Origin of the sequence: Gracilibacillus dipsosauri, assembly GCF_003176895.1 — a bacterium.
GTDB classification, from domain to species: Bacteria; Bacillota; Bacilli; order Bacillales; family Amphibacillaceae; genus Gracilibacillus; species Gracilibacillus dipsosauri.
In genome coordinates, this window is record NZ_QGTD01000013.1 from 44,774 (window position 1) to 67,328 (window position 22,555).

Annotated in this window: 16 protein-coding genes; 2 read left to right on the plus strand and 14 right to left on the minus strand. The window is 36.2% G+C overall.

The genetic code is table 11. The features are described 5' to 3' along the window. Positions 1 to 80: 80 nt before the first annotated feature. Positions 81 to 785, plus strand: a complete 705-nt coding sequence (locus DLJ74_RS13870; protein ID WP_054861273.1) for a DsbA family oxidoreductase — start codon at positions 81 to 83, stop codon at positions 783 to 785. A 267-nt stretch (positions 786 to 1,052) separates the two neighbouring features. After that, positions 1,053 to 3,191 carry a methyl-accepting chemotaxis protein gene (locus tag DLJ74_RS13875; protein ID WP_245902345.1) on the plus strand — a complete coding sequence of 713 codons (2,139 nt, stop codon included), beginning with the start codon at positions 1,053 to 1,055 and terminating at the stop codon, positions 3,189 to 3,191. 115 nt (positions 3,192 to 3,306) lie between these two features. On the opposite strand, the gene DLJ74_RS13880 is transcribed toward DLJ74_RS13875, so the two are convergent. The 14 genes from DLJ74_RS13880 to DLJ74_RS13945 form a co-directional block, all read right to left on the minus strand. Next, positions 3,307 to 4,572, minus strand: coding sequence for a hypothetical protein (locus DLJ74_RS13880; RefSeq protein WP_109984918.1), 1,266 nt, complete (start codon positions 4,570 to 4,572; stop codon positions 3,307 to 3,309). Between the two features lie 27 nt (positions 4,573 to 4,599). Further along, a complete protein-coding gene (locus DLJ74_RS13885) occupies positions 4,600 to 5,241 on the minus strand; it encodes a YesL family protein (protein ID WP_109984919.1) in 642 nt (213 codons plus the stop codon). 23 nt (positions 5,242 to 5,264) lie between these two features. Then, entirely contained in the window at positions 5,265 to 5,957 is a 693-nt protein-coding gene (locus DLJ74_RS13890) for a DUF1961 family protein (RefSeq protein WP_109984920.1), read from the minus strand. Between the two features lie 71 nt (positions 5,958 to 6,028). Further along, positions 6,029 to 6,907 (minus strand): carbohydrate ABC transporter permease, encoded by an 879-nt coding sequence (locus DLJ74_RS13895; protein WP_109984921.1) that lies wholly within the window; start codon positions 6,905 to 6,907, stop codon positions 6,029 to 6,031. A 26-nt stretch (positions 6,908 to 6,933) separates the two neighbouring features. Further along, positions 6,934 to 7,887: an ABC transporter permease gene (locus DLJ74_RS13900; RefSeq protein ID WP_109984922.1), complete on the minus strand. Its 954-nt coding sequence runs from the start codon at positions 7,885 to 7,887 to the stop codon at positions 6,934 to 6,936. A 250-nt stretch (positions 7,888 to 8,137) separates the two neighbouring features. Continuing rightward, positions 8,138 to 9,667, minus strand: coding sequence for an extracellular solute-binding protein (locus tag DLJ74_RS13905; protein WP_109984923.1), 1,530 nt, complete (start codon positions 9,665 to 9,667; stop codon positions 8,138 to 8,140). Between the two features lie 224 nt (positions 9,668 to 9,891). After that, positions 9,892 to 12,456, minus strand: a complete 2,565-nt coding sequence (locus tag DLJ74_RS13910) for an exo-rhamnogalacturonan lyase family protein (RefSeq protein ID WP_109984924.1) — start codon at positions 12,454 to 12,456, stop codon at positions 9,892 to 9,894. Positions 12,457 to 12,568: 112 nt separating this feature from the next. Next, positions 12,569 to 13,192 (minus strand): rhamnogalacturonan acetylesterase, encoded by a 624-nt coding sequence (locus DLJ74_RS13915; protein WP_054787445.1) that lies wholly within the window; start codon positions 13,190 to 13,192, stop codon positions 12,569 to 12,571. A gap of 12 nt (positions 13,193 to 13,204) precedes the next feature. Beyond that, complete coding sequence (locus DLJ74_RS13920; RefSeq protein ID WP_109984925.1) at positions 13,205 to 15,718, minus strand: glycosylhydrolase-like jelly roll fold domain-containing protein; 2,514 nt, start codon at positions 15,716 to 15,718, stop codon at positions 13,205 to 13,207. A 13-nt stretch (positions 15,719 to 15,731) separates the two neighbouring features. Further along, positions 15,732 to 18,077, minus strand: coding sequence for an AraC family transcriptional regulator (locus DLJ74_RS13925; protein WP_109984926.1), 2,346 nt, complete (start codon positions 18,075 to 18,077; stop codon positions 15,732 to 15,734). Positions 18,078 to 18,445: 368 nt separating this feature from the next. Then, positions 18,446 to 19,324 carry a diacylglycerol/lipid kinase family protein gene (locus DLJ74_RS13930; protein ID WP_109984927.1) on the minus strand — a complete coding sequence of 293 codons (879 nt, stop codon included), beginning with the start codon at positions 19,322 to 19,324 and terminating at the stop codon, positions 18,446 to 18,448. Positions 19,325 to 19,344: 20 nt separating this feature from the next. Next, on the minus strand, positions 19,345 to 20,565 hold the full coding sequence (locus tag DLJ74_RS13935) for an EAL domain-containing protein (protein ID WP_181397578.1): 1,221 nt from the start codon (positions 20,563 to 20,565) through the stop codon (positions 19,345 to 19,347). Positions 20,566 to 20,745: 180 nt separating this feature from the next. Then, positions 20,746 to 22,116, minus strand: coding sequence for a type I glutamate--ammonia ligase (glnA, locus tag DLJ74_RS13940; RefSeq protein WP_109984929.1), 1,371 nt, complete (start codon positions 22,114 to 22,116; stop codon positions 20,746 to 20,748). Between the two features lie 200 nt (positions 22,117 to 22,316). Continuing rightward, positions 22,317 to 22,535: a YdbC family protein gene (locus tag DLJ74_RS13945; RefSeq protein WP_054787435.1), complete on the minus strand. Its 219-nt coding sequence runs from the start codon at positions 22,533 to 22,535 to the stop codon at positions 22,317 to 22,319. Positions 22,536 to 22,555 lie beyond the last annotated feature (20 nt).

Sequence of the window (22,555 nt, forward strand, 5' to 3'; positions counted from 1 at the left end):
GTATCGTTGTTTAAGCAAATTACTTTAAGGTAGCTTTTTTTTATGTGAAAATATAGAGGATTGTAAAGCGAGGTGTAACCATGGAAATTGAGATTTGGTCTGATTTTAGTTGCCCATTTTGTTATATTGGGAAAATGAGATTAGAAAAAGCGGTGGAAAGATATCCAAAAAAATTAGATATTTTGATCAAATATAAAAGTTTTCAATTAGATCCTGAAGCTCCCAAAACAACGGATAAATCGATTCACGAAATATTAGCAAAAAAATATAACATGACAGTGGAAAGAGCAAAACAAATGAATCAACAACTTGTTGATCAAGCAAAAGGTGTAGGATTACACTTTCATATGGATACATTACAGGCTACAAATACTTTTACTGCACACCGTGTTACTAAATTTGCCCACGCAGAAGGGAAAGAGGAGCAATTTGTAAACAATATGTTTCAACACTATTTTACACATTCTTCTAATTTAAGTGATCCGGAAATACTTCTTCAGGTTTGCAAGGAACTTTCTCTAGATCTTGAAAAGGTGAAGCAAATTATCGAGTCTTCTCAGTTTGAGCAGGACGTTTTAGAAGATATTGAAGAGGCAAAGAATTTAGGTATTACCGGAGTTCCGTTTTTTGTCTTTAATCAAAAATATGCTATATCAGGTGCACAGCCAGTCGAAACATTTATGCAAGCATTAGAGCGGATCACAGAAGAAGAAAACTCTAACCAGAAAGATTTAACCCCTAATAAAAAAAGAAGCTTTTGTGAAGGCGACCAATGTAAATTTTAGTAGAAGAGTAAGAAAATCATCCTGATGATTTAATGATAGTGTCTATAGTTATATAGGCACTATTTTTTATTATATAAAATCAATCAATCCAATCATTCCTGTCAAATTTTATTATTTTTTATCGTCATTTTCTCCTACTTGTGTTATAATCATTTTGTACTATTAGGTAATTTTATTTTCCTATTATTTTATCCATTTCCATCCTACTATTGTATCATTAATATCGTAAGCCTTTTCAAAAATAAATATAAAATGGGGGTTCTATAATTGAGAAAGAAACTGCGGAAAAATTATGATAGAATCATGTCTAAATTTAAGAAAGTTAAGGTGAAAGATCAATGGAATAATCTAAAACTGAAAATAAAAAAAGACCGAAATGGAATTAAGGAAGTTAGCCATTCGAGTGTTCCCAAAAAGAATTCAATCGGTTCGGTCATCTTGTATAGAATTTTAGCAACCGTTTTAATAAGTGTCCTAATCGTTGGAATTTCTTCTTACATCATATCAAACAATATCATTAAGGAAAAAGTAACCGATGCCACAGAGCAAACAATGGTACAAGCAGGAGATAAAATAGATTTTATGATGGAAAGTTATCGGGATCGAGTGACAGAAATCTTAATGGCACCTAATTTTAGCAATACACTTTCCCAATTAGATAAATTTGAAGATCCAAACAGCTTTGATTATTTTTCATTAAGAAGTACGATTGATGATGCATTAACACAAGTTACAATGGTGGATGGAAATGTTAGCTTGTACCTTGTGCATACCGAGAAGGAACGAGTCATTTCTTCTACACAGACATTGGATGAAGAAACCTTAAAAGATAGTAGCTGGTATCAAAAAGCATTGGAAGCAGATGAGGCAGTAGCATGGATTGGTGGTACCGAAAATGGAATTACGGGAACTAATGATAAACCGACGGTAACATTCGGACAAAGTTTACAGATTGGTGGCCAAAATTACATACTTTTTGTCGAATTAGACACAGTCGTCTTTGAGGAAGCACTTCAGGATGTAACCGTCGGGGAAGATGGATTAGTTTATCTCGTTGATCAAAACAATGAGATCGTTTTCTCTTATGATGGGGATGAAATTACAAAAGAATACCCTTATCCGATTCAGTTGGACTCTGATAAGCATGTGAGTGAAAAGGATGGCGAATTAATTTTTCAAGATTCTTCTGGGATCACCGATTGGCATCTAGTTGGATCTGTTTCGGAAGCTGATTTGACGAAAGATACAAGAGTTATCTTTTATGTAACCCTTGCCATCATTGTTCTTTCCTTACTCATGTCTATATTTATTGCTTCACGAATGGTGAAAAAGGTTGCTACACCGCTAGCTAGCATATCCAATCTAATGGCCGAAGCACAAAATGGTGATCTACGTGTTAAGTCTATAGATACAGAACGAAATGATGAGATCGGCGTTTTATCAAGGAGCTTTAATGATATGCTTCAAAATATTGCTGAAATGATGGACCAGACAAAGCTATCAACAAGTAAGGTTTTAGCAGCTGCTATCAGCCTTCACGATATTTCTCAAACACAGTCACAATCAGCTAAGGAAGTAGCTGCTGCTTCTGAGGAAATCGCTAGTGGTGCAACAGGATTAACGGATGAAGCGGAAAAGGGAAACACACTTGCTGCAACAATCCATGATGAAGTAGAAAATGTATATGGAAATAATGTAGAAATGGAGAATTACGCGATTGATGTATTAGAAAGAAGCCATGAAGGGTTAGAAAAAATGAATGAGTTAGTTCAAAAAACAAGAGACAGCGAGGAAATGACCACAGCACTTGTGGAAAAAGTTGACGCTTTAAAGGCAAGCACAGAGCAAATTAATGATGTCATGCTTATGTTAACGAATATTGTCTCTCAGACGAATCTACTCTCATTAAACGCTGCGATTGAAGCAGCAAGAGCTGGTGAAGCTGGTAAAGGATTTGCTGTAGTCGCAGACGAAATTCGAAAGCTATCTGAACAATCTAAGCAATCCATTGACAAGGTAGATGAAATTACTTCTAGTATTGTCCATGAAGTAAATGATACTTTAGGTGTTTTACAGGAAGCAAACCCTAGATTCAAGGAACAGGTTTCCCAAGCAGAAGAGACGCAAACCATCTTAAATGGTGTTGGTAGTAATATGGCTGCCTTTACAGGTAAGATCCAACAAATTACCGAATCTATTCAGCAATTACGTGATTCTCAAGAGGTGCTAACTTCTACGATTCATCAAGTAAGTGCAACAGCAGAACAATCCTCTGCAATAAGTGAGGAAGTGTCCGCAACTACTGAGGAACAATTAAAAGTAAGCGAATCATTAGTAACAACATCAGATGAGTTAAAAATATTATCAGAAGAATTACAAGAGATGATGAAAAAATTTCAAATATAACTTGACGGGGATCAAGGGAAGGCTCTAATCCTATTAACGAGAAATATACAAAGAACACATATTACTTTTCCAAAAGTAAATGTGTTCTTATTTTTTAATTCACTAACTAATTTTCTCATATATACTCCCCACCAGGATATAATGTTTGGGAATATAATCTTTTACTCTGTGTTTGTGTTTTTCCATTTTTCTTTCTTAGGTCTAGTTTACTACTACCATATATATAGGCAGCCTGCTGATCATAAACAATAACCTGGCTGCGATTACTACCAATTAAATCACCATATACGAGATAACCATCGATTGGAAAGGTAGTAATTACATTTTGGTAACCATCATATATGGTTGGAAGAACATTGCCACCACGTCGATAAGCTAGAATATAATCGAGACCAACGTCATCCCAATTTTCGATTGTTTCTATAATCGTTAACCAGCCTCCAGTATCTCTATTTTCCTTCCAAATCTCTTTCCCATTAGCATCTAATAAAAAAATACCATCCTTCCCATCTGAATAATTGGAACCTCGAACGATTCGATCCAGTCCAGCAACCTGTAAGCCAGGATAATCGTGACGAAACTTACCTAAACATACATGCTGTGATTCTATTGATCCATTATATCTCCATAATTCATTTCCTAAGCAATCATATAAAACGGTTACACTACCTCCAATCACTAACTGATAATGATCAGCGTCTGGTTGCACCTTGCCTACCCATATACAGTCGGCGTGATCCTCAAGCTCCTGACAGGACCAGACTATCTTACCAGCTGCATTCAAAAAATCATAGCCTGCCATTATTTCATCTTTTCCATCTCTATTAAAATCAAATGCCCATGGAAAGTGCCCGATATTCCCTTCGTGTGTCCAGAGAAGCTCCCAATTACTACTTAACGCCCACATCTGCTCATACCTGTTCTTTAGAATAATATCATTAGGAAAGGCATTTCCTGAAATATTGGCAATAATGATGCAATCATGCGCATCCTCACTTGGTAAAGGAAGCTTCTTCTTTACCTCACCTGTTTTGCCATCGATAATGAAAAAGCTCTTTTTCATTATAAAAAGAACCTCGTTATTTCCATCACCATCTATATCATAAATTTGAATCGGATAGTCACTACCAGGGCCTCCAGGTTGGTCTGTTGGTGCTCCAACCTGCCATAATTCATTACCTTCCAAATCAAAGGCCGTCATTGATTCTACTTGATGCGGTTCATATCTATCGTCAATACCACCATTTGGCTGTACCATCAAAATGTCTAATCTACCGTCACCTGTTAAATCACCTAGAAACATTTTGCAATTTTTCCCTGCTGAAGAAATATCCACTCTTCCAAGTAAATAAGGCATAGACAATTTTTTATCAACCGTCATATGGCATTCCCCTCCCTATCCCTATTATTATGCATTACTTTCCTGCATTTGCTCTTGTCTTAATTCTAAGCGAATAAAAGTTCGATAAGCGATCCACATAATGACCAAGCTAGATAAGCTAGCTCCGAAGAAAAAAATAAATACAGGAAGTACAAAATATAGATAATATAATGTTAAACAAGCAGCAATTAAATAGATTGTTCTAACTGGTGAATAGAGCGCAATCAGAATAGCGTTTTTGAAATATAAATATAACTTATTCTCATAATGAACATACAACGGAAAAATATAAAGCAGCATTATCCCATAAACAATTGTCACAACAATAAATAATGTTTTCATCAACTGTTGTAACCATTCTCGATCAAGCTGTAAGAAATTCAAGTTAACATAAAGCATATAGCCGAATACAAGTAAAAGAATGCCAATTGCATTAGCTCGAAGAAACTCTTTTTTGTATGTTTTATAAAAGAGCTTAAATACCCGAATTCCATCCTCACCCATCGACCATTTCCTGAATACCGTAAACATGGCAACAGTACTTGGTCCAATACCGAACACGATGAAACCCACAAGTGTAAAACAAATCCAAAGAAAATTGACATAGAGTAACAGAAAAACAGTTTCTCCGAACATATAAAATTTACCAATTAAACCTTCATTCTGCATCCTATTTCACCACACTTTATTCACTAGTTTATCATCGCATGACTAACTGACAAATTCGCATAAGCTGCAACCATTGGTGCCATTTGTCTAAAGCCGATTCTTCCACCATGTAAAATCGGCCCAAAGCTACTCCCATCATCTTTCCATTCCAAAATAACCATGTTATTAATAGAAAATTGAACATATTGCTCATATTTGACTAATTGCATGAGATATGGTGAAACGGCATCATCGACCGGTGGCAATGGATCTGCTGCTTGGGTAACTAAATGAAATCCATTACTTTTACGCAAATTACACGTTCTAAAAGCTCGTTCATCTGGATGCTTATGACGGAAATAGGACAGATGCAATGCATTAATAGCTCCTGAATGATATTGAGGATAGTACCCTGTACGTTCTGGTAATGACTTGTCGAACAAATCCTCTCCATTTCGTCCTCTCGCAGCAAAAAACAGCATACATAGTCCTGGTTCTTTGATTGGATAGAACTCCCATTTTATGACTACTTTATCAGGGATTTCTACTGGACACCATAATACCCAATGAGCATGATCACCATATTCCTCTGGATCTAATTTGTTTTCTAACAATAATTTATTTTGCCAGGTTTTCGTTAATACCTCACCTTCTCTTACCCAATCCTCAACAGATTTTTCTCCAGCTAATGTGTTAGTGTATATGGTTTCACCAGCTTTAAAAGAAATATTTTGCATATGGTCCGCCTCCTTGCCAACTATCTTTTGTAAAAAAGGGTGGGATATTTACACTTATGCATGAGCAAATTTTATCCTTTAACAGATCCTAACATGACTCCTTTTGCAAAGTGTTTTTGCAAAAATGGATAGAATAATAGAATAGGAACGGTGGCAATAACAATGACTGCTAATTTAACCGATTCTTCTGGTGGTTCGTATAATTGTGCCTCTTGTAGATCACCTACTCCTAAATTGGCTACCATAACTAATTGTTGCAGTAACAATTGAATTGGCCATTTTGTTGTATCCGTAATATAAAGAAGGGCTTGAAAAAAATCATTCCAATAAAATACAGCATAAAACAATGTAAAAGTAGCAATAACCGGCTTCGATAAAGGTAGCATCACTCGCCAAAATGTTTGAAATTCTGTACAACCATCGATCTTGGATGCATCCTCTAGTTCCTTTGGTAATTGTTGAAAAAAGGTTTTTACAATAATTAAATTAAATGGATTAATCGCTAATGGTAATATCAACGCCCAATAAGAATCTAATAATCCTAAGCCTTTCACAAGTAAATAAGTAGGAATCATTCCTCCACCAAATAACATGGAGAAGAGAATAAGATTTAAGATTAGATTTCTGCCAACCATTGTTGATCTAGAAAGTGGATATGCCATCGTTAATGTTAACACCATACTCACAGCAGTCCCCACTACTGTCACAAGGATAGAAACTCCTAAACTTCTAATAACAGCATTAGTCGAGAAAATATAATTATAGGCATTTGTGGTAAAATCATTTGGTATCAGAAAAAAAGATCTTGTTGCCAATTCCGTCTCTGAGGCAAAGGAGCCAGCTACGACATATAGAAATGGGATCACTGTGATGATCGCAACAAGTGCTAAAAAAATATGGTTAAAAATATCAAACACCCTACCTGGGCCTGTATTATGCATGCGGTGCATTTTTAATACTCCTCTCCTGGTTCTCGTTAAAATAAACCATTCTGTCCAAGTTTTTTCGCTAATCGATCAGCCCCAACAATTAGTACAATACCAACTACTGATTTAAACAGCCCAACTGCGGTACTATAACTAAATGCACCTTCGGTAATACCGACAAAGTAAACATATGTGTCAAACACATCCGCTACACTTCGATTTAGCGAATTCGACATTAAGTAGATTTGTTGGAAACCTGTATCTAAAAAGTTTCCTAATCTTAGGATTAATAGAATTACGATGGTACTCCGCAATGCTGGTAACGTAACATGCCAAAGTCTTCTAAAACGACCTGCACCATCCACAATTGCAGCCTCATATTGCTCCTGATCTACACTTGCTAATGCCGCAAGAAAAATGACAGTTCCCCAACCAGTTTCCTTCCATATAATTTGTCCAATAATCATTGGTCTAAACCAATCAGGACTTGATAAGAAATTGACTTCTTCACCGACGAATTTGGCTAATAACTCATTCACTACCCCACCACTTGTTGTTAAAAATACATAACTGATACTTGCAATAATTACCCATGACATAAAGTGAGGTACATAAACTAATGTTTGAAGCGTTCGTTTATAAAAACTTAGACGTATTTCATTCAACATCAATGCTAAAATAATTGGTGCTGGAAAGAAGAATATTAAATCATACAACGCCAAAATAAATGTATTTCTTAATAGACGTAAAAAATCAGGATTGGTAAAAAAATACTTAAAATGCTCTAGTCCTACCCACTCACTGCCAAGCACACCCAAAAATGGAGAGTAGTCCTGGAATGCAATCACAATTCCCCACATCGGTATATATTTAAAAATGATAAAATAAGCTAATCCAGGCAAAATCATAAAATAAAGCCATTTCTCTTTTAATATTTGATTCCATTTACTTTTTTTCTTTTTAGTATCTAAAGTATTTAACTTACTTTGTTGGACATTTTCCATCTAATCCCCCTCTTAACATTATTGTTGTAGACAAATTCGATCCACCTGCTTCAATGCAACTAAAATTAATCTCTAGTTGAAGGGACTAAATAAGGGAAATCCGAACAGTTCTCAATCAGGAAATTATTCGGATTCCCTATTTAGTTATGCCCTAGTCACTTTGTCATGTGTAGGAATTCTAGACATTGTCAGTAATTCAAAGTCATTACACTCACTCTTTTGCCTTAAGAGATCCTGCGCAATTTATCGATCACTTTTGAGCTTCTTGATGTAATTGATTGATTTCGTCAATATAATCGGTACCACCAGATTGTTTCCAAAGCTCAACAGCTTCCTCCAAACCAGATTCATCAATTTGGCCAACAATATATTTAATACGTGCATCTAAAATAATATTGTCAAGCTGTTGTCCTTTTTTAGAATATACTTCGGAAATATACGCCTCTGCAGGGTTACCGACCACAATATCTTCATTTTCTAGCTTCAATTGCGTTTCTAATTCACGTAATGGTGTGGACTCAGCTGTTAATGATTTAGGCTCTGGGAGGTACATCAACATTTGATTAAACCCATCAACTTCTGCTTTAAGTGCAGCATCCTCGTTGATGTTTGATTGGTATACTCCATCTACTATTTCATAATGGCGACCCTCAATACCATTTTCAGCAAGAATTTGTGCTTCTTCATCATTCATTTTGTCAAGAAAGTCGAGAACCTGCTTTAATTCTTCTTCTGATTTAACCGATGTTTTGGAAACTGAGAGCATGCCTGAGTAACCAGAAGTTGGTAAATTATGCAGTCCAGTTGGACCTTCTACCGCTTTAATGACTGTAATTGGATCTGTATTGTTAGGCTCTGCTTCAATAATTTTTTCTTGAATACGGTGGCCTTCATCCAATACATTTACTTGCACACCAGCTTCTCCTCCAATAACTGGCTCTGACCATTGAGCAGGGTCCATTACAGCAAAGTCTTCATTTACGAGACCTTCATCGTAAAGCTTCTTAAAGAAGTTTAATGCTTCTATATAATTGTCATCCATAAAGAATGGATATAGCTCACCATTCTCATCCTCGCCCCATTTGTTCGGTACACCGAACCATGTTTGCATCACATCCCAAGGACCTTCATATTTAGAGACGACCATACCATAAGTATCATCTTCTCCATTTCCATCAGGATCCTCTTCAGAGAAGGCTTTTAACATGTTATAAAATTCGTCAATCGTTTTAGGTTCTTCTAACCCTAGGTTTTGTAACCAGTCTTTTCGGATAATAACTCCATTTCGACCTAAATCACGTGAACGGTAAATCCCATAGATTTTTCCATTAATCGAACTATTATTTAAGACAATTTCATTAGTTTGACTTAGATTAGGATAATCCTTTAAATATGGACCTAACTCCCAAAACGCCCCATCCTCTACTGCACTAATAAAGCTCGGAGATTTATTCGGAACATACATGACATGTGGCAGGTCACCAGATGATAAAGTAATGTTAAACTTATCTTCTAAATTACTATTCGGTACCCATTCCATCGTAATTTCCTTATTTGTATAGTCTTCAATCTCTTTTAACACCGGACTATCATCTGTTGGGGGTTCGGTAGAGAAGGTTGGAACAAACACTCGCAAATGCATTCTATCCCCTGCATCATCCCCACCTGATTCGCCTTCCTTCTTTTGACCAGATGATTCACTATTACTACATCCAGTAATGATTATCATCATAAATACAAATAAAGCCATGCATAAATAACGGTAATTTTTTGTTTTCATCTTGACCCTCCTTCAATTTACTCACATAACTGACATGGATATGCACCTTTTTCACTCCACTTAAAATAGGTACCCCTCCTTTTATTTAGGTGTCCAGGTGCAAACTTCCTTGTCGTTAAACCAAATATAAAACGCTTACATTTTTCCTACAATATTCAATTTTTGTCCATTTTAATCTCATTGCTTTTATCTCATGGCTATCAATACTTTTCACCAGAAAATTATCATTTTATTTCTGATTTAATACTTTTTTGCAAGGAACTTTTTGGTGGATAATCCTTCAATAATTCAAGGCATACTATCACATTTATCGACCATTGCGAAATAGTATTCGTTGTCACCCAAGGAATTTCATTCAAGGTTTTCCAGCTCGTTACTTTATGCTCTACTATTGGTAATGGCGTGTGATTTTGTTTAGGATCTAACAATAATCTCCATGCTGTTTGTGCTAATTCATGATTCTTTTTTCTTCTCGCTGCATATGCGATCATTGCTGCGGAAAACATTGGCCAATTAAACATCTTATTATGAAGAATGCCACTAGTTCTGTCTTGTTTTTCTTGGTCAGAGAGTGCATAAAATTCCCCAAACTCTGCGAGCATCTCTTTCCATACTTCATCATCTAACAATTCTGCAAGCTCCATCCACACTTGGGGGGCACCAAAGGCAATGATCATATGGAAACCACCTTTGTTGCCATCACCTATATGAAAAAGATGGGATGTTTCTGGGTTATAACCGTATGTTGGGCCAGACAACAATCGAAATGGTGTACTCTTTATATCCTCTATGCCTGTAATGATTTTTTGGAAGTAGCTCTTATCCTCGCTGCGTTCCCATTCACATAACCAGTTAGAACAAAATGCTGCCCAGTCAGGACCTACCCGAGTATGTGTTGGGTGTTCATCCTTCGGATAGAATTCACGCATCGGATCCAGCTTTACGGTAGCTTCATCGGCATCCTTGAAATCTTTTAAAATTTCACCTGTCCGTTCATCAGCTGTTAAGTAATAATAAGTTTTATATAAATTTGCCATACTAATCCGGGCTTCCTTACAACCACATCCCCAATGAACAACATTATGTCGAGAGCCTAATCCTTTGTATTCCCCTAAATGATAACAATCCACCTCACTTGTATGTCTAGTCATTGCCTCTGCCATTTCAAAAACAGCTGGATCACCTGAGCGGAGAAAGGCATACCATAACCAAATGTTAGGGGCTAGTTCCGTGTTTTGCCATGCAAAGCCACCTAAATCATAGCGCCATTGATGACGCACTGGATCATATGTATGCATCACATCGCCATAATTCCAAAAGCCATACCAGCTTCGTTGATCGATTTCCTTTCGATAAAAACGCAATGCTTTTTCAAGCTCCCTCTCCAGAAAACTTGAGAATTCATTTGACTTATCTGGCAAGCTCCAAACTCCAGTCGCCTTCGTTTGATAATAATAGGCTGGATCACATACTAATAAATTTGTATTCTGCCAAGCCAAGGCTTTTTCAAATAATTGATGAGTAGATGGGGTAGATGAGTAAAGTGACAAAAACAGCTCATTCGTATTCGCAATTCCAATAGGCGATGCTCTCATTTCTTCAAAGCCTTCATAGGCACTCTCCACATGGGTTTCGTTACTATAATGACGAAGATCCATTGCCTCACTATCTGGCGACCATAACCAACAGATAATGGATGATGTGTCCTTCGTTAGACCTTTTACTTCAAGGGAACTCGGGAACTTTTGCCAAAATTTTTTCTGACCGATCGCAATACCCCCACTATCGCCACCTGCATATAACAGGCCTTGCGAACGACCACCATGTAACACATCAATCCATGCATTTTCTTTTTCTCTACGTTTCATAACTTTATAGTGAACAGCACTATCTTGTATTAGCTTGAAATCATTCCATGTAGCATTTCTTTTCACCAATTTTTTTAAGTCAGGTGTATCGTCTAAATTCACTTGTTCATTCTCAATCTGTTTTTTAAATAGTCCATCTGCATTACGGTATTTTCTAGTTAATAATAATTGTCCTGGTTCGCTATATACTCCTTCATCCCCCGCCATTTGCACATGCCTTTTCCATGCTTCCCCTGTGAAACTAGTTGTTATCTTTAATCCAATTCCTTTTATATAATAACGATCTGGATCACTATCATGAATGATCGTATGCACTATTTTGAGATCAGATAAATCACGATAGATAGATAGTCTGACAATAAAAGGTAGAAAACGCTCGCCAGCTTTTGTGTAATGAGCTCCTTTCACCTTTATAACAGTGCGAATCTCTCCTTTATTTTCTAGCTCGATTTGCTCAATATGTCCGATAGCCATCGTGTGTGAGATAACTAAATGATCTCCTTGTTCCTCTCGCTCTTCTACCAATGTTTCTAAAAAACCTTGATATGATTGACTATCCTTTTCTAACTCAAGCATCTTAGCACCTTTTGCATAAACGGTACATACCATGGTTCCATTACGGATAATCATTTTATCCTTTTTTTCCTCCACTACAAGACCTTTGCTTTCAAAAGGTACCTTATCCGTAGAAAGGGACAGGCTTTGTTCCTGACTTAAGTTCGCGGAGTGTGCCGTCCATTTCACACTTCCATCAGGCCAGTAGGCGAGAGGCCAGGTTTGGTGTGGTAGCATTTCTTCATGCTCATTGAGCAAGGTTATAGCTTGATCTCTATTTATTTTACCTTTTGGCCACGGGACCCCCCATGTAATATTTGTTGGTATATTCGGTTTTTTTGTTAACCATTTAAGGTCTAGTTTCATTTTTTATTCATCCTTCCCATTCAGTTTATAAACTATTTTCTTAGACGTTTCATTTAATAAGAAACTCCCCATACTGAATAAGTACGGGGAGAGGCTTCATCAGTTGATATGGTTATGCTTCTATGATTAATTGTAAGGAGCTTGAGAGGATCTTTGCCATTTGTTTTGCACCTTTTTCAGTAAAATGCGTGTGATCGGTTCCATTTATGTCCACCATATAATACGTGGTTGCTTCTTGTATCCCCACTTTAGTCAGATGTTGAACGGAAAGCTTCATTAAATCGATCACATGACATTTTTCCTCTTCACCTACTTCCTTCATCGCATTACAATAATCCCCAAAATCTACTAAAAACTCTCCGTTTACGTAGTGTAGGCGAGAAACTGGTGTCAACAATATTGGTATTGCGTGATGTTTTCTTGCTGTATGAATATATTGCTGTAAAAATTTCTTATAATCCTTATACGCTTCTGTATAACGCTCTGGCTTTTCCTTTGTCGAATCATTATGGCCCATTTGTATTAGTAGATAGTCACCTTCTTTCAATTCATTTGCAATAACTTCTAATCTACCTTCCTGAATGAAGGTTTTAGAGCTCCTACCTCCGATTGCGTGATTGATAACGGTACAATCTTTCAAAAATTGTTGTAAAAACTGCCCCCATCCAGCCTGTGGGGCCTCTTTTCTGTCATAACTCTGACAGGTTGAATCACTCGCCAAAAATACCCTGTTCATCTTTTACACCCTTTACTCGTCATATATTTTCCCAAGCACTTTAACTGGCCCGATTAAGCCTGATGGCAAGTGCTGTTTATCCATTTTCACTGCACTATTATTGGTAATTCGTATGTTAAGGGAATTTTCCCCGTTTACTAGACTTTCCCCGGGAACATTAACCTTATAAGGAGGCCACATTTTCACTACAGGTTCACTATGATTAAGGGAAACCTCTGCTATTTCATAAACTTCCCCCAAATCAATAGTCACTTCATCTACCTTATCTCCCTGATAGTCGAAAACAAACGGATATGTCATCGTTCCTGAAAAGTATTGTAAACCATCCGTTTTACTCCAGTCAGAAAGTGTTTGCTTATCCCAGTATTCTAATTTATTGGATTCTGGTTGTAATCTTGGATTTATCTCGATCCATTTTGCTGGTCGTGCTTCCTTCTTCCTTTCTCTCTCTCCTTGACTAGAATCTACTATCCAGATCACTGACTCTCGATACGGAAGCTCTAGCTGATATTCTCCATTAGTTGTTGCCAATTTCTGTCGTGAACCAGTCCACGGATTCCACTCTTCAACTGGGAAATCATTCGAAAATTTAATCGTTCCTTTATAAAGCTCCTCGCCTTCGTTTGTCATAAAGTAAAATAATTGGCCTGATTTATTCCCTTTCGTTATCCGAATATTCGGACATTCATTAGAAAGCTTTGCATATCGATAATGGGAGAAATAATGATGGATTGATGCTAGATCATCAGGTGAAACAGTGATAATATCAGGCATGCTCTCTGCTTTACTTTTAGTAGTCACCCAATATACCTTTCCACCATTTTGGGTGAATTTGGTTAAGGTTTGCTTCACTGCCTGATCCACTTCTAGCCATTTTTGTTCATCTATAACGACAGCTTGATAAGAATAATTACCAATGTTCAAACGATCACCCGAAATCATGATCTTTTCTTTAGTAAATAAAGATTCATGCAAATAATTAAACTCTATTTGGTGTTGAAAAAAATATTTGGCCATTTTCCATGGTAAATGGTTATTCGATGCTAATATCGCAATTTCCGCTTGATTGACACTATCTGTCATTAACCAGCTTACACGTTTTATATAAGTACTAAAAAAATGGTAATATGGCCACCATGCATTATTTGGTCCTACATCTGGTGGACGCTCATGACTTCTTTCTCTACCCTTTATAGAGTAATAGAAGGCATGTGGACAAAATAAGTTAACACCTCTAACCGCAAGCCAATCTGTATACCATTTCATATCAGCCGCAGATAAATTCCAGGAATTATCAACACCACATACTCCTAGATACTCATTTAAATTTCGACGACGATCAAAATGTCTAGCAAGATCTGCCCCACATTTTCCGGCTGTAGAATGTTCTCCTATCAATCCTTTTTCGTCTTCAGGTGCTACCCATCTCCACACAACATCCTGGCCTGGAATAGTAAAAGGCTCAAGAAGCTCTATATCATCGCTTTTGGCAGGATGACCAGTAAGATGAAGGTTATTTTGTTGACACCAATTGGCAATAGGTATGTAATACGTCTCCATTAATCGTTTATTTACGGCTTTTTCATATTTTTGACGAACATCATCTGTTTTTTCACCGACAGAAAAAAATAATCCAAGAAGATCCTCCACATGTACTCCCTCTTGATAAACATACCTTTCAAAATTGTTCGTCCAAGCAATACCTCCTGACTGAGCGTTTCTTCCAGTTATGTCGGGTTCGTCAGTAAACATAGCAAAAATTGTCCCTCCGAAATATTCTCCTACCACTTGCCGATATCGCTCATGAGTAATCTCCATAAAACTCTCTACAGCTTCGGGGTTTAATAGGTCAGCAGATCGAGGCGCATTAACTTCCCCATCATCTTGATTGGCATGTATTCCTCGAATCGTTCCGAATGTATAGCTTTCTATTAAGGCTATGCAGCGGTAATCTTCCTTATTGCGTTGGTTAGTTTGAAAGAATTGATCCATCACTTCATTTGGAATAGTAGCAATATTCTCTCGTAATTGAATGATCTGAGCATTAAGTGGAAAAATACAGCTAATTTTCTCTGGATTATAGTCTTGATCAGAATCTTTACACGCCAGGTACACTGCTACAATTCGATCCTCCGGTTTTAATGGTATTTCCACTGTGCTATCAAATATGTCTGTCTCCAACGCATATAATCCTCTACTTCCATATTGAGGATTCTTCTCGACTACTTTTCCATTGGCTGCTCCTGAAGGATACATGGCTTCATCATATAAGATAACATGCATGCCTCGTTTGTCTGCTTCCTCTACAGCAAATTTTACATAATCCATAAATTCATCGGATAAATAGGGGGTATTATTAGGAATTCCTTTACGTGGGTGTAGCACAAAACCTTCTACACCTTTAGACTGGAAATCGATTAATTGTGACCGCAATTTACTTTTATCAAGCTGGTCATTCCAAAACCAAAACGGCATGGCTGAAAATTCTGTATCAGGCTTCAAAAATTGTTGATAAGAAAAACCCATATTTAATTTCCTCCTAAGAACTACTTGCTCTTGTTTTTCGGTATTGACTAGGTGGCAAGCCTACATGTTTTTTAAATATTCGATTAAAGTAACTATGTCTATACCCTACACTTTCTGATATTTCATTAATTTTCATGTTCGTGTACAATAATAACTCTTTTGCTTTATCCATTCTGATCGTAGTAAGATAATCTATAAAATTGACGCCATGAATCTTTTTAAATGCTTTACTTAAGGCATAAGGCGTGATATCAACATATTCAGCACAACTCTCCAGTGAGATATCCTCCATATAATGTTCCTCAAGGTAAGAAACTACTTTTTCTACTATCACTTTCATTTCCATATTCATGTTATTCTCTAAAAAGGTTATATATGGTTCAATCACTTGTACAATTAACCATTTCACTACCCATTCCATTTCCCGAAGCTGTGATAGCTCCTCATACATATTTCGTCCTTTATATAAAACGACAGGATCTACTCCTGATAGTAAAATTTCGTGTTGAATCGTACTATAAAGCTGCATAATACCTGCATGAACACTTACCTCTTTTGTACTATTGTGTAAAAGTTCATCAAAAAATTGACGAATCAACTCTTCTGATTCATTAATTTTACCTCTTCTAATGCTTTGAATGATCTCTTTTTCTGTTTCAAATGGATAAAATAATTTTTGTCCCTTCACTTCTTTCTCCACTTCATTTAACATAAGAATCTGATTCTGGTTATTGAAGTCTCTAAACCTCCTCGCCCTCCCTATTTCCTCGAAAAGAAAAGGAATATCTTTGATTCTTGTTGTTTCAGAACTGATCGTTATTGTCACATAGCTTGATAGAATACGATTAATTGCTGTCATAATATCCTCTGCTAATTGATTCAATTGATCTGACCAATTCGACATGTCATCTGGAATGATCAAAAAAAGGCTTGCCGTCAAATCATATTGATTTAAAACCGTGTACTGATCGAGATATTTTGCTGTCATATCATCCGCAATATTTGCCATCGCAAAAGCAATCAAGCTATCATCCTCATATGTTCGTTGGAGATGTTCATTTCCTCTTGTTAGCTGGATATCTAATAAAACAAAGGAATGATGATGGACCTTCCAGCGATAATTTTCCATTCTTCTTCTTAAGGCATCCTCATCAAAATCATATAAATACCCTTTAGTAAGCTGAATAAGAAAATTTTGCCTTAACTGCGGTATTTGGTGATTTATACGCTTTTCCAATTGTTCACTTTCAAATGTTAAAGAATCTAATCTGTCTCGAATCTGCTTAAATTCATCCTTCCTTCCATTAGAGGTTAAGTTACTTGTTGCTGTAAAACTACTGGCTAAATTCTTCACAGGCTGATACAAACGGTTTGAGGCAAACCAGGTTAAGAAAAAGGCTAATCCGAGCACAATTAAACTTGCGACAAGTATGACCTTTGAAATCGTGATAATAGGTGTTGTAATTGCTGAAATAGGTGCAGCTGATATGTAAGTCCATTTCGATCCAATTCGATCAAAGGTGCCATACGAAACAGAATAGGTTTTATCCTTCCAATCCATTTGAAATGATCGATCCATCTTATTATTATTCGTAAATACATTAATTAATTCTTTTGTGAATTCCTTATCTGAGGATCCTTCTGTCGATAGAAGTAATTCATTCTCTTCATTGATTAACATTGTTACTCCGTTGCTGTATGGGGTTAGTGTCTCTAGTGTACGAACAAGACTTTTATCATCTATTGTAACAACGATGGCACCAAAAGGATTATTAATCACCCCTGGTATTTGGTGGGTTAATATTAAGTTATTTCGATATCCTGTATGTTGAAAAAAGTCTTCCGTATGATCCCAAGTTATATTTTTTGATGTTTTTAATAAGGAATGATAGCCCTCTTGTTCCTTTTCATCCTTTATGTATTCTATGTAAGGTGTGAATAAAACAGGGCCTTCCTTTGTTTCCACAAATAATTCCACCTCACCAATAAGTGGCTGGCTTCCTTCAAGGATCATTAACTTCTGCATAATTTCTCTTGTTTTTTGGAACTCATAAACAAAATCAGTGGTAATTAGTTGATAATTAAAACTTGGATCAAATGCCCAATAGGTTAAGGACTCTTCCAAGTAACTAAATTGTGTATCAATATTTTGAGCACGATCATCAATCTCCTCTACATGTACTTTACGCAACTCTTTTTCGGTAGAGCTTAATCCGAATGTATAAATAGCAATACCTGAAATAATTCCTGGAATAGAAGTAATAAATAAAATTAATAGAAAGCTTTTCCGAAAATAATTGCTCTGCCAACGATAGGAAAACCATTTTTTCATATTGGAGAAAATTTTTTTATCTCTCATATTCTTCACCTCACTTGAATAATTCTATCACAAATGTAAGCACTTACGAATAGTGTGAGGAAAAGGGTGGAATGAAGACTTGCTTTCACCTCCAAACTATATGGATAATATATTATGTTGGAATTTTTCCTGCAATAATAAATTTTTGTATACAATCACAACTAGTTATTATATAAGGATCTAATAAATTAGCACTTTTGAGTAAAATTATCACTTTTTTGCACTACTACATAAGAAAAACTTGCATTCGCTCGTCCTTTAGCGGATGCGTTAGCTTTTCTTATACTTTGGACTTCAAAATTTTTGCTTCATCGCATTCCTTCCTACAAAAATTTTATATTTTCCTAACGTATAAAAAGGGGTAATGGTTATACCATTACCCGTAAACGGCTTGGAAGAATTCTTATTTTTAATGGAGTTTCTTCCCCTTCATCGCCATCAACATTTATCACTTTCGTTGTATTAGTCTGGATGATTGCTTCCTTAGCTTTCCTATAAATGACATTGTTTTGTTCCTTTAACGAACCACTCATTAATTTTGCAATCATTGCTATGCTTTTTATACTTGTTAATTCTTTAAAAATGAATAGATGCAAATATCCATCGTCTATTTCCGCTTCCTTGATCATATTTTTCCAGCCAGCGAAGGTGTCTGTCACCGCCACTAATACAAACATCGCATCAGTGTCCAAGGTGTCTATATCTGTTTCTATTTGTACTCGAAATACGTCTTTTTCGGAAAACTTCTTTACACCTTCGATAAAATAGGCAAAAGATCCATATTTCGATTTTTGCTCAGCAGTTACAGAATAGGTTGCTTCTGCTATCACACCTAAGTTGATTAAGTTCATAAAATACTGATCATTAACTTTGCCAATATCGACATTTTGGAATTGACCTTTTTCTATTATTTCAATAGCTTCATCTGGGTTTAGAGGAAGTTCTAATGCTTTTGCAAAATTATTCACTGTACCAAATGGAATAATGAGTAATGTCGGATAATGATTAGTTGGAGCAATTCCGTTGATCACTTCATTTATTGTACCATCTCCTCCCATGATTACGATAAGATCCAAGTTACTCTCACAAGCTTCCTGCGCAAAATGAACCGCATCCCTTACTTTTTGTGTGATTCTACTAGTCACTCTATACCCCTTATTCTGTAATTTATCTAGCACTTTATTACGATAATTCTCACTTTCTTCGGAACCAGAACTCGGGTTTACAATGACCATAGCTGTTTTCAATTAGAGACCTCCTTTCATAATTACCATAATAAATCCTCATGCTCGTCTAAATACATTGGTGAAATATCCATAAATACGTATAAATTTTCGTCGATAGGATAAGAAAATGTACGAATTCTTTCTCCTGTTTCGATATCATTATAGATGTCTGAAAGTATCCCCGTTTGATCATGATTCATTCGAATGACATTTTCAATAAAGTATGGTCGCCAACTCCAGTTTTTTCCCTTCACTGTAAGATCCTGTCTCCAAGCATCCTTGGTATAAATATAGTTAGCGGTTTTTTGAAAGCCATCTGCATCTGTCACATAAATACGGAAAAACATCTCGTCCCAATTGGTAATAAAACGATCAATCTCTTCCTCTAGGTTCTTTTCTAAACTTAACATTTTAATATTTTGCTGTAATTTTTCATTTAATGTTTCGGTTAACTGATATTTTGCATTAATTTTTGATCTTTCAATATAGATAAATTGTTGGATATCCTTTCTAAACCTAGTTTTTAAAAGGTCTCTCCTTATAAAAGCTTCACTCGGGGTCGATAGAAATGGGCCCTGGTAGTATCTTCCGTTATTTCGCCATGCATAATGAAAATGATAGTTAGATTCTATTCCATCAAATAACAGTTCTGCTCCCACTCTTCTTGCTAAGATAGATAAGGAGTAAATGGTATGCTGATAGTTAACAGAAAGTGATTGGTCTAGTAAGGAAGCTAGGTTTATTTTGATAATATCTGGTTCAAGTGTGCTAATACGATCCATATTGCTTGAACCCCTTCCGGCATCATTAATCGCAATTTTGACGCCAAAGGTTTTTAAATATTTTAATGAGTTTGATAGGTTATCCATTTCCTCTACTGATTCTTGTTCAACAATTTCTAAAATAACCTTGGATAAATCCAATCCCTTTTCTTGATAAGAAATCAGCTCTTGAACAAAGTCCTTTTCTTCCTCTGTTTTTGTTAAATAGCTTTGATGGACAATGAGGAAAATACTTGCATCCACATTATGCTTCAGATATATATCTAATGCTCTTCGATGAATATGTCGATCCATATCTACTTTGAATTCATCAGGGACATTTTGGTCCTGAAAGAAGGCACGAATACTTTCTCTTTTTCTCTCTGTTTCTAAATAACCAAGTACTTGGTAGCCGACGACCTCATGACTATCAGCACTAAACACTGGTTGATAATATGGTTTAACTCGTTCCATATCAAGCATGATATCTAAAGGATCCATTTTAAACACCTCACTATACATTCACCTATAATTGAATTATATCGATTTTCTAAATTAATTGAAAAGAATACGAGTTTTATAGGAATTCAATCCGTTGTAGAACGCTTATCAAAAAAACAACCCGGACCTTTTTAAAGTTCGGGTTGTATATCAACTAAAAGTATATAATTAAGCGAATAATTAGAATTTACTTTGATAGCTTGCCAACTCCCAATCGGTCACAGCGGTACGATAACTGTTCCATTCTTCTTGTTTTAGTGAAAGGTATTCCTTTAATGCGTATTCTCCAAGCACTTGTTTACCTATTTCACCATCAACTAATGCTCGAATGGATTCACCTAAGGTTGTTGGTAGATTCTGAATGCCTCGTAGGATTCTTTCATCGTCGTCCATACTAAAAATATCGTCGACTATTTCTGCAGGTGCGTTCATTTCTTTCTCTATTCCGTTAATACCAGATTGTGCAATAGCTGCGAAAGCATAGTATGGATTTGCTGATGGATCTGGGCATCTAATTTCGACACGTGTTCCAGCACCACGGGTTGCTGGGATACGAACTAATGCAGAACGATTGGAAGCAGACCATGCGATATAGCATGGTGCCTCATAACCCGGAACAAGCCTTTTATAAGAATTTACAAGTGGATTAGTAAATACCGCAAAGGAAGAAACATGTGTCAAAAGCCCTGCAATAAATTGATAAGCTTCTTCTGACAATTGTCTTGAGTCCTTTTCATCGAAAAAAGCATTTTTCCCAGCTTTTTGATCAAATAAGGAGATATTTACATGCATTCCATTTCCGTTTTCACCAAAGATAGGCTTTGGCATAAATGTAGCTCTAAGACCAAATTGCTGAGCAATTGTTTTTACTACCCATTTAAATGTCGTTGCATTATCAGCAGTGGTCAGTGCATCGGCATATTTAAAGTTAATCTCATGTTGACCAATGGCTACTTCGTGATGGGAAGCTTCAATTACAAAGCCCATTTTTTTCAATGTTCGATAAATTTCCAAGCGTACTTTTTCTCCTAAATCATATGGTGCCGGTTCAAAATAACCCCCTTGATCGGCCACTCTGTTGGTAGGGTCTCCTTTGGCATCTGTTTCAAATAAGAAAAATTCAAGCTCAGGACCTACCTGAATAGAAAAATTCTTCTCATTCGCCTTATCTACAGTATTTTTTAGAATCGTACGGGGATCTCCTTCAAAGGGAGTTCCATCTGGGTTCGTCACACTACATAAAAATCTTGCCTCTGCATATCCGTCTTCCTCTGTCCATGGTAATACAGCAAATGTATTTAAATCTGGTAATAAATACAGATCTGATTTGTTAATTGGAGTGAATCCTTTAATAGAGGAACCGTCAAACATTGTTTTTCCTTCAACCACGTCACCTAATTGCTCCGAAGTGACGGTTACTTGTTTTAAGGAACCTTCAATATCGACAAATTGTAGATGTAATAGTTCTACATGTCTTTTCTCGATTTGATCCTTGATCATCTCTAAGTTGGTCTTGTGAACCTTCGTTCTATCTGGTGCTAATGTCGCCATTTTTCATATCCCCTTTTTTATGTTAAATCATTTAACATCTTTTGTTATTTACCATCCTACTATTTACGAACATTTAACGTCATGTTTTCTGTAAGGAAATCTAACAAACTTTTTTAGAGGTTTTGGGAATATCGAATTGGAAAATTTGATGATAGTGAAAAAGCTTGATATGAGTGTCTAGCACCTCATATCAAGCTTTTTTAATTTGACTCGACCATAAAGTCTTTTAATGCTTTCCATTCTTCCATTGTTAACGTAATACCTTTACCCATTTTTTCATGATCTGGTGACCAATCTCTTATGTCATATTTAGGCTCGCGGTCATTCCAGCTGATCAAATTCACTTCCTTCGTCCAACCAGAAGGTGATTCAGCTAATACAGCAATGTTCTCCACGATTTCAAATTTAATCCCTGCCATCATCTCACCTCATTACATGC

Coding starts and splice junctions, on each gene's coding strand:
- DLJ74_RS13870 (WP_054861273.1), top strand. CDS start 81: ATGGAAATTGAGATTTGGTCTGATTTTAGTTGCCCATTTTGTTATATT.
- DLJ74_RS13880 (WP_109984918.1), bottom strand. CDS start 4,572: ATGACGGTTGATAAAAAATTGTCTATGCCTTATTTACTTGGAAGAGTG.
- DLJ74_RS13885 (WP_109984919.1), bottom strand. CDS start 5,241: ATGCAGAATGAAGGTTTAATTGGTAAATTTTATATGTTCGGAGAAACT.
- DLJ74_RS13890 (WP_109984920.1), bottom strand. CDS start 5,957: ATGCAAAATATTTCTTTTAAAGCTGGTGAAACCATATACACTAACACA.
- DLJ74_RS13895 (WP_109984921.1), bottom strand. CDS start 6,907: ATGCACCGCATGCATAATACAGGCCCAGGTAGGGTGTTTGATATTTTT.
- DLJ74_RS13900 (WP_109984922.1), bottom strand. CDS start 7,887: ATGGAAAATGTCCAACAAAGTAAGTTAAATACTTTAGATACTAAAAAG.
- DLJ74_RS13905 (WP_109984923.1), bottom strand. CDS start 9,667: ATGAAAACAAAAAATTACCGTTATTTATGCATGGCTTTATTTGTATTT.
- DLJ74_RS13910 (WP_109984924.1), bottom strand. CDS start 12,456: ATGAAACTAGACCTTAAATGGTTAACAAAAAAACCGAATATACCAACA.
- DLJ74_RS13915 (WP_054787445.1), bottom strand. CDS start 13,192: ATGAACAGGGTATTTTTGGCGAGTGATTCAACCTGTCAGAGTTATGAC.
- DLJ74_RS13920 (WP_109984925.1), bottom strand. CDS start 15,718: ATGGGTTTTTCTTATCAACAATTTTTGAAGCCTGATACAGAATTTTCA.
- DLJ74_RS13925 (WP_109984926.1), bottom strand. CDS start 18,077: ATGAGAGATAAAAAAATTTTCTCCAATATGAAAAAATGGTTTTCCTAT.
- DLJ74_RS13935 (WP_181397578.1), bottom strand. CDS start 20,565: ATGGATCCTTTAGATATCATGCTTGATATGGAACGAGTTAAACCATAT.
- glnA (WP_109984929.1), bottom strand. CDS start 22,116: ATGGCGACATTAGCACCAGATAGAACGAAGGTTCACAAGACCAACTTA.
- DLJ74_RS13945 (WP_054787435.1), bottom strand. CDS start 22,535: ATGGCAGGGATTAAATTTGAAATCGTGGAGAACATTGCTGTATTAGCT.